The organism is Candidatus Nanosynsacchari sp. TM7_ANC_38.39_G1_1, from assembly GCF_004138385.1.
In genome coordinates this window covers 1-10,569 of record NZ_PQNZ01000026.1, presented here as the reverse complement: position 1 = coordinate 10,569, position 10,569 = coordinate 1, and the positions used below count along the sequence as shown (strand labels likewise).

At 47.8% G+C, this 10,569-nt stretch carries 6 protein-coding genes; all 6 read right to left on the bottom strand.

The annotated features are described in order from the left end of the window. Window positions 1–2,617: hypothetical protein (locus tag G1ANC_RS02430; protein WP_164997981.1), on the bottom strand; the 2,617-nt coding region annotated here is incomplete at its 3' end. Between the two features lie 26 nt (window positions 2,618–2,643). Then, entirely contained in the window at window positions 2,644–4,491 is a 1,848-nt protein-coding gene (locus G1ANC_RS02425; RefSeq protein ID WP_129693437.1) for a VirB4-like conjugal transfer ATPase, CD1110 family, read from the bottom strand. Continuing rightward, window positions 4,491–5,369, bottom strand: coding sequence for a hypothetical protein (locus tag G1ANC_RS04130; RefSeq protein ID WP_206660713.1), 879 nt, complete (start codon window positions 5,367–5,369; stop codon window positions 4,491–4,493). Before G1ANC_RS04130 ends, G1ANC_RS02425 begins: the two co-directional genes overlap by 1 nt. A gap of 18 nt (window positions 5,370–5,387) precedes the next feature. After that, window positions 5,388–6,374: a PrgI family protein gene (locus G1ANC_RS02415; protein WP_129693436.1), complete on the bottom strand. Its 987-nt coding sequence runs from the start codon at window positions 6,372–6,374 to the stop codon at window positions 5,388–5,390. A 39-nt stretch (window positions 6,375–6,413) separates the two neighbouring features. After that, complete coding sequence (locus tag G1ANC_RS04025; protein ID WP_164997980.1) at window positions 6,414–9,431, bottom strand: hypothetical protein; 3,018 nt, start codon at window positions 9,429–9,431, stop codon at window positions 6,414–6,416. Window positions 9,432–9,704: 273 nt separating this feature from the next. Continuing rightward, window positions 9,705–10,569 (bottom strand): twin-arginine translocation signal domain-containing protein (locus G1ANC_RS02405; protein ID WP_206660712.1); only part of this gene is annotated, 865 nt, incomplete at its 5' end.

Below are 10,569 nucleotides of genomic sequence, written 5' to 3'. Positions count from 1 at the left end.
ATATAGGATATTTGTTAGCTATATATAAGATGATTTGAAGCAATCTCTTGTCTACTGTTATCGGACCTAATGAGTTAGTGTAGGCCGGTTGTCCATTTGCCATATTTTGGAACTGGTCGCCATCGTAGGTAATATTTGGATTATCGACAATCTGCTTGGCTAGGCTAATAACATCGCCATCTGGCAAGGTGGCGCCAGGGCCGCTGGTGGTTGATCCTGAGCCTGAACCTGCTGCCGATTTCGTTTTATCTGGATCCTCATCCATACCATCGACAGTGCGTTTGTCGATTTGGTATAGGTTGTATAGGGCGCGCTGCCGGCTGTCAACGGTGCATTCTTTGGTGTTTATAATGCTAGCTTGGTTGCAAGTGTCTATCCAATCTTGTAATTCGCTATTACTCTTTACTTTGCCATCTTCATCAATATCGCCGGAAGCGCTTAATTCGCTAGCTACTTGATCAGGTTCTATACCCATATAATCAGTTGGTACGCCGTATTGAACGTCGCAGGCTGGACCGACGGCGATATCCTTCTCCTTGGCTAACACGGCGTTCTGCGTACACTTATTTTCGTCAATGATATTTTTAGCGTGAGCTGATGGATTAAATAAATTAAATAGTGATGAAGTGGATATCGATGAGATAGCCGAAACGAACGCCAACGGGCTCGATGTCATGCTTAGATACGGTACGAATCGTATAGCGATTGACCCTAGGAAAGTATTCGGACTAGAGATGTCGAATGGGCTGTGTGTTAAGCGGTCTTCTTCGGCTAGGGCAATACGCTCGGGCTGAACAATTTGCTCGTCGAAGGCAACTTTTTGCTGGACGGTTAGCGGTGCATTGCCAGTGTAGCTGGCTTGGTCGGCCATGCTGTTTGATAAGCCCACGCCAGTGATATCGCCGATATCAGTGCCGGTTGCCCCTTTGGTCTTGTCGCCCAGGAAATACTCTGCTAATGATTTCATATCTACCCAGCTACCGAACGCTTCAATAGAAGTCTTTACTATATCTCCTATTACTGAGCTGAGTTTTTCTTTTACAGTATCAAATGTTAATAAGCCTTCGATAAGGAGTTCTCCGCCTACCCAAGCCCAGCCAATTGGTCCCAGTCCAGCTCTAATACCATCAAAGACCTCAACACCGACTTCTGCTGCTGTTGAACCGACTAGATCGCATCCCGTTTTCACAGAGTCGCTGTTGACTACGCCGAGATATGTGGCCAGCGCGCCGCCAACTCCTGGTATGTAAGGCGATGAACTGCCAGCAGTACCCAGGCCTAGCGTATATTTCATCAACTTAGAGTCGGTAGCAGCTTTTTTGATGGTGCCGTCATTCTTGGTATATGTTTGAGTAAGAATAGTTGCTACATTGTTAACCATTTCCGGGGTGGCCTCGCCCTTTTTGATGGCATCGGCGGCTGTCAAAAATGTATAAGACAGCTTGGCGTATTGAGCGATTCGAAAAGATTTATTGATATTAACTACTACGTTTGGAGCCTTGGCTGCCGCGCAGATTCCCTGAGCCATCATTAGCTTGACGTCGTTCCCCTTCTTTTTGGTGGCTTTCTTGGCCTCTTTTTTAGCATAATCACCGGCTTCATCGGCAATTTCTTTCTTGATTTTGTCGCCGCCTTTATCCTCAATTTTTGTTAATTCGTCTGTTGCCTCAGTTAAAGCTTTTCTGGTTTTTTTATCGTTTAGTTTATCTGCTACTTTTTTGGTGACGCCTATTTTTTTGAGGAATTTGACTGCGGCATCGTCAACCCAATTTACCCAGCGCGAATTAAAGGCTCGCCTGAAAGCGTTGCGGAACTTAGGGTTGGTGCGCAACGTTTTTTTGAAATCTTTAGCAGATATTTTTTCACCGTCTATCATGTAGTGGGCTGGCCGCTGTCCGCCGACTAGCTTGCCTTTTTCTATAACCTCGCCAGCTTCGTCGAGAGCTTTGATGCCAGCTTTGTCTAATTGCTTGAGCTGATAGTCGGTCGGCTTGGTGTAACGGCAAGCAATTTTAACTAACGAGCAAGACCCAGCTGTTGCTTCATCAGCTAAACGCCGCGACAATATGCGGTTTGATCGGGATAATGATGTGTATTGCTGCTGATCGACATTGGTGACAATTGATTCTTTGATAGCTACTAGTAGAGAACCCATAATGCTAGTTGACGAACCTATGCCAACGACGCCAACTATTAGCATGCTTGCTACCGCGCCAGTCGGACCAAATCGTTTGAGGTTACTCATAGCTGAGAAACCACCACCCTTTTTACCCTTGTCTTTTTTGGGTTTGTTTAGATCTCTCGAAGTATTATCTTGCCAACCGTCTTGTTGCTGCGATTGCTTCTCTTTGCCATCGATATTACCGGCGGTATCGCCGTTGCTAGGACTATCGGAATCACCGCTATGCTTGGTTGGTTTTTTGTTCTCCATCCTCGACAAATTTCGGCTGACGGTATCATCCCAGTGCGCCTGGCTCGGCGACATTTCGCGCTCCCAGGCGTCGAAATCGTCGGCATGGCCTTGGTCTGTGGATGGTCGCATCTGACGCTCCCACTGGTCAAAGTCGTCGGCGTTGTCTCGGCTGGTGTCTGGTCTTTCTCTTGTACCTAGCGGCATAATCTTATTATAACCTTTTTAAGCTATTATGTCTGCTCTTCGGCAGCGGCTGCGGCGGCTTGTTGTAGCGTTGCTTGCGGGTTGGTGGTAATCAAGCCAGTTTCGGTGTCGCTGGCAACAATCTGGATATGAACGTGATTCTGCCCGGCAAAGAATAACCCCTGCCCGACCGGAAAGTTAGCTAGGCGCTTGCGTTCTTCTTCGGTTAATTTGAAAACGTCGCCAAGCACATCAACGGCGCTCGACGATTGCTTTAGTAGTAACTGCATTGATGAGTTCGAAACAATGGCGCGGCCCATTTTGCTGCCCATGAAGTCCTCGACGTCCTGGGTGATAGTCGTCAGGCCCAGGTAATATTTACGAGCGCGCTTGGCTAAACTAAACATAAAGTTCGCCGAGTCGTCATATTTCATCAGCTGCCAAGCCTCATCGACGATTAACATGCGCTTTTTCTGCTGGGTGCGGACAATATTCCAAATGTGGCTAAGGACGATATACATGGCTACCGGCCGCAATTCGTCCTCGAGGTCGCGAATGTTAAAGACGACCATATTGTTGTTAATATCGATATTGCTCTGCTGGCTAAAGATACCAGCAAACGTACCAGTGGTGTATTTGCGCAGGCGCTGCGCCAACTGCGGGCCGGTACCACCCATGTGTAACAGAGTATCATATAGGTCGCCCATTGTCGGCGGTACTGAAGTGTGCGTCAATGGATCGCTAGTGATGCCGACGCGAGCGTAAGTATCAATCAAGCCTTGGTCGAGGTCGGCCTCTTCGGATGGCGATAAGCCGATACCAGCGCTATTAGCCGAAGCTCCGCCCAGCATCAGCCGCAGCAACCCGTGCAGCGTCACTAGATTGGCGCGCAGGGCGTCGTCGGCTTCTTCGTTATCGATAACTTTTGGCAGATCAAAAGGATTAATTCGCGTGTCGCTGCTGAGGCTGAGCCGAATATAGCTGCCGCCAACAGCGTCGCTTAGCCGCTGGTACTCGTTTTCCGGGTCGATAATCAGGATATCGGCGCCCATCATCATGCTGCGAAGAGCCTCTAGCTTGACAGTAAACGACTTGCCGGCGCCAGATTTAGCGAATACTACCATGTTGGCGTTCTCTAGGGTGTAGCGGTCGAAAATCACTAGGCCGTTGTTATGCATATTGATACCGTACAAAATACCGTTTTCTTGGGTTAAATCAGCGCTTGTGAATGGGAAGCTGGTGCTGACGGCGCCAGTGTTCATATTGCGGCGAATTTGCAGCTGGTCGCTCATTTGCGGCACCGTACTGTTGAGGCCTTGTTCTTGCTGGCTAGAGGCGGTTTTGCTATAAACCAGCATTTGCCCGAAGAATGTCTCGATCGAGTGCTGTACATAGCCTAATTCCTCTAAGCTATCGCCGTAAATCGTCACGTACAGGCCGTAGCGGAAAAAGCGCTCTGATCCGACCTGCAGCTCGTCGCGCAGCTCTTCGGCATCCTGCAGGGCAGCTTCTTTGGCTGGGTCGCGCGTCTTGCCTTTTTCGGCATTAATCGCCATATCGGCCTCTAGCTGAGTAACTTTTTTGCGCAAGTTTTTGAGGACAATCGCTGTATCAACAGGATAAATAAACATACTGATATCGAGGACTTGATCAATGTTAATTAATCCCGATAGCCAGCCCGTATACAACCGGCGCGGATAGCCATAGACATACATAGTTCGGCCGTATTTGGTGCCGATACGGAAATAAGCCGAATGGATTTCGAGGCTGCTCGGCGCGATTAAATCGCGCAGCGTGGTCATACCCTTGAGAAAAGCTTGTTCGACCTCTGCCTGCTCGCGCTCGCGCTGCTGGGCGGCGATATCTAGCGGATCCATCTTTTTCTTACGGGCCATTACCTAACCTCCTCGTGGGTGTACGGATTATTACCTTCGCCCTTGCGGACATATAGCGACGCTACATCGCCAAAGTCGTCAAGCGGCTCTCGTACAGCTGTATCTGGATTATATATATTGTAATATAATTCGCCCAGCTGCTTGGTATTGAGCTGAATAGAATAAACGCCGACGCGCATTAGCCCGCCAATCACCGAATCGACGCGGTTTTTGATTTCTTCTTTGGCTTTGGCGTAGGTTTGGGTGTCGATTTTGGTGACATTTTCTTTTTTGCTACCAAATAATATCGAGAATATCCCCTTGCTCTGTTGGACGATATTGGTAACGTCACCAGTCGGAAAATACGGAATAACCACGAAAAAGCTTTTGTCCATGATGTTAGCTTCTTGCGACAAAACATCGATAAAGTTGATATAATCGTCCATCAATACGCCTAGCAGCATGTTGTCCTGGTCGCGCCGCAGAGCATCGAGCTTATCGAGATACGGGCCGATATCAACCCGCTGCGAGCGAATGAATATTTGAATTGGAAAATACAAAGCATTAAGGAAATCTTGATAGCTTAGCTCGACGCCGTCTCGTTCGCGCGAGCTCATCAGGTCGAAGTTGATTGATTTGCAAGCAACGATAGCGCGAAACGATCCGTCGTTCATCACCACCATGCTGTCGCGTAATTCTGAAAAAATCAGGGAATTTTGGGTGCTAGTGGCCTTTGGCTGTTCTTTACCTTTGCTATTTTTCGGGTCGGTCGATGATGGTGTGTCAGGATTGCCAGCGGGGTTGCCTGGTGCCGCGATATTTTGCCCAGAACCAGCAATAGCCGGCGGCATTGGCGCTGGCATTGGTGCTTGATTCGGCGGTAAATTGTTTGGCGGCACCCCCACTCCTTTCTTTGCCTAGCGCAGCGAAATGAATACTTCGCTGTCTTCTTTCTTCTGTTTGACTCGATCTACTTCGTGCTGCAGGGCGGCGATCGACAAGCCGCTATTATTAGCTAAACTAATTATATCATCTGAAGCCGCTGTTGCGCTAGTGTTTGCTGTTGGTTCGGCTGGCTTGGTTGGCTCTGTTGAGCTAGCTTGAATAGGACTGTTGGCGGTTGTGTTGCTTTGCTGGCTCGTAGGCTGGATAACTGATTGGTGAATGGTCGGGTAAGGGTTGAACTTTGGTAAATGTTCATCGTTTTGCGCGGCCGTATCACCGACGTCATCATTATCAAAGGCTTGAGGCGCCTGAGGCGGTGCCGCCTGGTTGGTTATCAGCTGCGGTGTTGGCGCTTGCGTCTGCGCTTGATAATACATATTTTGGATAATTCGGTCGTGGCGCTCTTGGTCTGCCCGCGAAATCATAGCGTCGAACTTTCTGGCGACACTGCCGTCTTCGTCGAGCATACCAACTGTCTGCTGAGCTGCGTAATATTGGTCTGACACCATCGAACTGTTCGGGGTTGGTTCGGTTGTATGGCGGATCGACCAACCCTTGGTGTCGGCGATATCTGCTAGGTACGACAGTCGCTTTTCGGTCTCCATTTGCGATAAATCTTTTGTTAAATGCTCCTCGACAACCTTTGGTGTGGTTATTTCGATAAGCGATTCGATACCATCGGGCGACCAAATGCGCTTGCGCGGCTTCAGTCTATAAGAGATAATAGCTGCTATATAAATCTCCATCGGCTGATCCTTGCGCAGCGGCAGCGCCAACACGGTGAAAAATATGATAACTGGCAAAGGAATAATTGCCAAACCGATAAATATCTGACCCAAGCCCCAAGCTAAGGCAACAGCAACAGCAGCAATTATCAGGTAGATAAACTGTCGGAAGCTAAACGGTCCGATCAGCTTGTCTTCTGCTTCGACGTCTTGTGCAACTTTATATTCTGCCATACTGCTTATTATAGCGCATAAGAATACTTTATGTAGCTGCTAGTGCTTTGGTATGTATAATCCGCTGCTGGTTTGGGTGAATGTTTGCCCGTTATGCGTCGTCGTGCCCCCCCCGGAGCCGCTTTGGTTACCACCGTCTTGACCGTCGCCCTGACCGCCACCGCCGCCAGATCTTGGGTCTCCACCTTGGTTACGACCGCCACCACCCTGACCGCCACCGCCGCCAGAACCGCCTTGGCCGTCGCCTTGGTTACGACCGCCACCACCCTGACCGCCACCGCCGCCAGATCTTGGGTCTCCACCTTGGTTACGACCGCCTCCGCCACCGGAGCCGCCTTGACCACCGCCAGAACCATGATTTGGCGGTAAAGGAATATCATTAATCTCTCGGCGTACTGCAGTTTGAAGTCCGCCGGCTCGTTTGGCGTCGGCTTCTAGATCAGCGCGGGCTCTGGATAGCGATTCCATATATGAGTTGTTGCCGTTGTTTTGGGCATCTTGCGCAAATGTTCTCATTTTTCTAATCTGTTCTGCGCCAGCATTAGCTAAGCCTTCGCCGCTAACGTTATTCTCGATATAATCGCTCATAGCTGCTTGTTCATCGTAAGTACCCTGCCGGATAGCTTCGAGTTGCTTGCCGCCTACCCATGGCGCTTTTTTGGCGCCAGATTGACCAATGGCATTGGCAGCTTCTTTTTGTAGCGAGGTGTCCCCGAATGAGGCGGAAGCTATGGCTAGGTCAGCAGCTTGTTTACCGGTCATATGCGGGGCTAGAGCCTGCATGGCGGCACGCCGCTGATAAGATGATATGCCGCTCAAATCTACTGGTACTATGTTGTCATCTTTGTCTCTCGTGAAGCCGGTAGCTATTTCGGCCAAACGATCAGACGACATATTATTATCAGCGATCCAAGCGCTAGCCGCCTTCATGCGTTCGTTGTCCTCTGCCAGGGCTGCTGCCGAGCCGCCTAGTTTGCGCTTCTGGCCGAAATCGCCGCTCTTAGCATTAAGTCTTCTATTGGCTGCCGATCGCCAGTTTCTAAAGTTAGCAATACCTCCTCTACCTCGATAAGTGCCACCGCGTATCTGAGCGTTCCTAAGCTGTGCCTTTTCGCGCCGATGCTTGGCAAATTGGCTGGTGAGTTTGTTTTCTCGCCACTTGCCGACCTTGTCGGTCAGTCTATCTCGGCCCTTGTTCATCTTTTTATTAAGCCAAGCAACTGCCCCGCCGATACCGATGATTTCAACGGCGCTTCTGACTAGTTTCGGTACGATCAGCAATGGTGCAAACACTAGCAAAGCAACGATAGACTGCATAATAATATCGCTTTCCTTAAGGCCGCTACCGAGAATTCTCGCCGCTAAATTGCTGGCGCCATAGACCAATCCCACCATCGGGTAGACCATCAGGGCAGCCTTGAAAGCGCTCCACCATTTTTTGTACAATCCCTCGGTATTTGGCATTATCATCGCGACGAATGCTAGCGGCGACAGTACGATACACATGATTATGATAGCCTCTCGCACGCCCAGCAAGAAAATCGTAGTTACTGCTGTGATCACTACGAATAGTAGCATCGAAATTACCGCTGCTAGCGCAAAATAGCCGACCGTTAGCACTAGAGCGAGTCCAGCGATTTTGTTAATCCAGCCACTGTCGCTATTTGACCACTCGCCTGCTGGTATATCGCCGACGGCAGTGGTCGAGACAAAGTTGAAAGCACTCGACCCGACGACATTCGACAGGTCTACTAGTAATCCGCATATATAAAATGACGCATTGACTACAATTACGCCGATAATTAGCTTAGGTAACATACGTTTAATGCCGTAATTATCTAAACCATATCCAGTCATCTGCGAATAGATGACAAACAGGAAGAATACCACGAAAAGGATATTTGCATAATCGCGAATCTTTGACCAATACGAATAGACAGAGCCCTCGGAAGTGTCGCCTAGAATACTCTTGGCGTCAACAGTTAACATATTAATTAGTTGTGCCCGTGCACCCTCAGACATACTGGCCAGAGTGTTGACAACCGGACAGATGAACCAGCCGATATAGTCGATTTTGCAGTTTTCTTGGTCTTCTTCTTTTGGCGTGGTGCCATCACCACTAGAACCACTAGGCTCACCAGGCTTTAGCTGTTCTGAGCTTGGTTTTTTTGTTGAGCTAGCAACAGACGATGCGGCTGACTTATGCTCTTGCATCCATTTCAGCCAATCTGATTTATATGGATCTTGATGTAATAAAGCCGCCATGGTTACACAATCTAAATTACCGCCTGAACCAGACCACATCGCATGTACGTCTGTCGTGGTAATTGACGTAGAAGGTGCATAACCTCCAGGAGGTACGGGGGTTGTGATGGTGGTTGTGTCGGTCTTGAGAGCTACTTCATACAATAGCGTAATCTCTTTACCTGTTGAGTCAACACTAGGGATATCGTAATAAAATGATTTATAATCTGAAACAGTTGTACTACCAAGTCTTGTAGCTATTTGAGGTGAAGTAGCTGTTCCAACACCATTATTTATATTTTTATATTCTTTACGTTCAGCTTCTGGTACCACGCGAGTGGTGCATATAGCAGTATTATTTAGGGCGCTGTAATAAGCGTGAAACGTAGCTGCATTACTAAGTGTAGGTTCAGTACCGACGGCAGCTTTAAATCGGCTAAGACGTGAATCACCACCAGCTGCTCTATTTTTTGCAGGTTCTAGACCGCAAAGATCAGAGGCTTTAGTCGCTGCGTTGACGATTACCCAAGTTGGTTTTGTATTTTTAGTTCCTGCTTCACAATCTAAATAATCTCCTGCGTCCCAAAATTTACCATTCATGCCAGTTAAGAAATTGGCGTATCGCTGTGCATCGCTAGATTTCATATCAATAAGTCGCTTCATAGCTTCGGCGCATGTAACTTGGGTGCGCGGCCATACCCAAACCTTCTGGTTAGATCCGAACCAAGTCTTACCTTCGTTGCCAGGAGAATCTTCGGCATCGGGTGCTGCGTTTTTTCCTGGACCAGTTCCACGAGTTATGATCGATCGCATGTTGTTATAAACGCATTGTTCATTTGTAGATAATAATGCCTGATAATACGAATAAAGCTTTACATGGTGGTCTAAATTGTCTTTATCAAATGATTCAGCGTACGTTTGGCTTGTTTGTATTAGACCTGCAGACACTATAGAAATACTAGTAATGAACACAGCAATTACTATTTTTTGCACAAAACTAGACATAACCACCCTAATAGTAGCATTAAGATGGTTATGTTTTCAAGCTTTGAGATTGGCAAGAAAGCCACTATTTAGATTGAAAGTTTATATAACAGAATCGCCTTTTAAATCAACGAGAGTCTCACGTCCGTCAATTACTTCAGTTACTATTGTTGTTTGATGCATTGCACGCTCTGGATAGTCGGTAGCGTCTAGATACAATTCACTGCCTGGTTTGCCTATACGGTTTTTGTCTCTGTTGTTTCGGATAGACCAATTAATTACCCTAGTCGTTACAGTGCGACCGCCATATTCACTTTGTTCACTAGGATACGAAGTGTCAAGAGTAGCAGACCAACGAAATGGCTCTTTGTCGTCAGAATCAGGGTAAGCTACAGAGCTTGTCGCTGCATTACAGCAAACCGATGAAGCCGCAAAAGTTCTCAAAAACTCAATATATTCATCTATGCTAGAACTATTCTCATTGGGACTAATTACAGCCTCTTTGTAGGCATCCACGAGTACTTTAGCATACTTTTCGGCAGACTCTTCTCTTCCTTCTCTATAGGCATCTATCCTTGTTCCCATGGTGAACTCTGGATCATCGGGGTGTCCCATCTGAAAAACAAGGTCGATTCCAGAAATCCATGCTTGAGCGAAATCCTCGTCGCTTAATCCGGCTGGTATGGTCATTTTTCGTTTTAACTCCTCTGGATCTCCTGCCAAGGATTCAATAGTTGGATATTTTTCGACTGTTTCTTTAATAATCTGTGAAGCCCTCTGTGAGTTGGGGTCTTCTGTGGGCGCCGCGGGCGCTTCAGGTATTTCAGCAGCTGGTGTTTTTGGGGTGCAGCTAGATAACAAATTGGCGCCGACAAAGGCGGTAGCAGTTAGTCCCGTTGCTTTTAAAAATTTACGACGGTTGAAAGTTAATTTTCCTTCTAGATTTGCCATATTATTTTTTAACCTT

What these genes read in the sequence shown, in the direction of transcription:
- G1ANC_RS02425 (WP_129693437.1), bottom strand. Translation starts at nt 4,491, where the DNA reads ATGGCCCGTAAGAAAAAGATGGATCCGCTAGATATCGCCGCCCAGCAG.
- G1ANC_RS02415 (WP_129693436.1), bottom strand. Translation starts at nt 6,374, where the DNA reads ATGGCAGAATATAAAGTTGCACAAGACGTCGAAGCAGAAGACAAGCTG.
- G1ANC_RS04025 (WP_164997980.1), bottom strand. Translation starts at nt 9,431, where the DNA reads ATGCGATCGATCATAACTCGTGGAACTGGTCCAGGAAAAAACGCAGCA.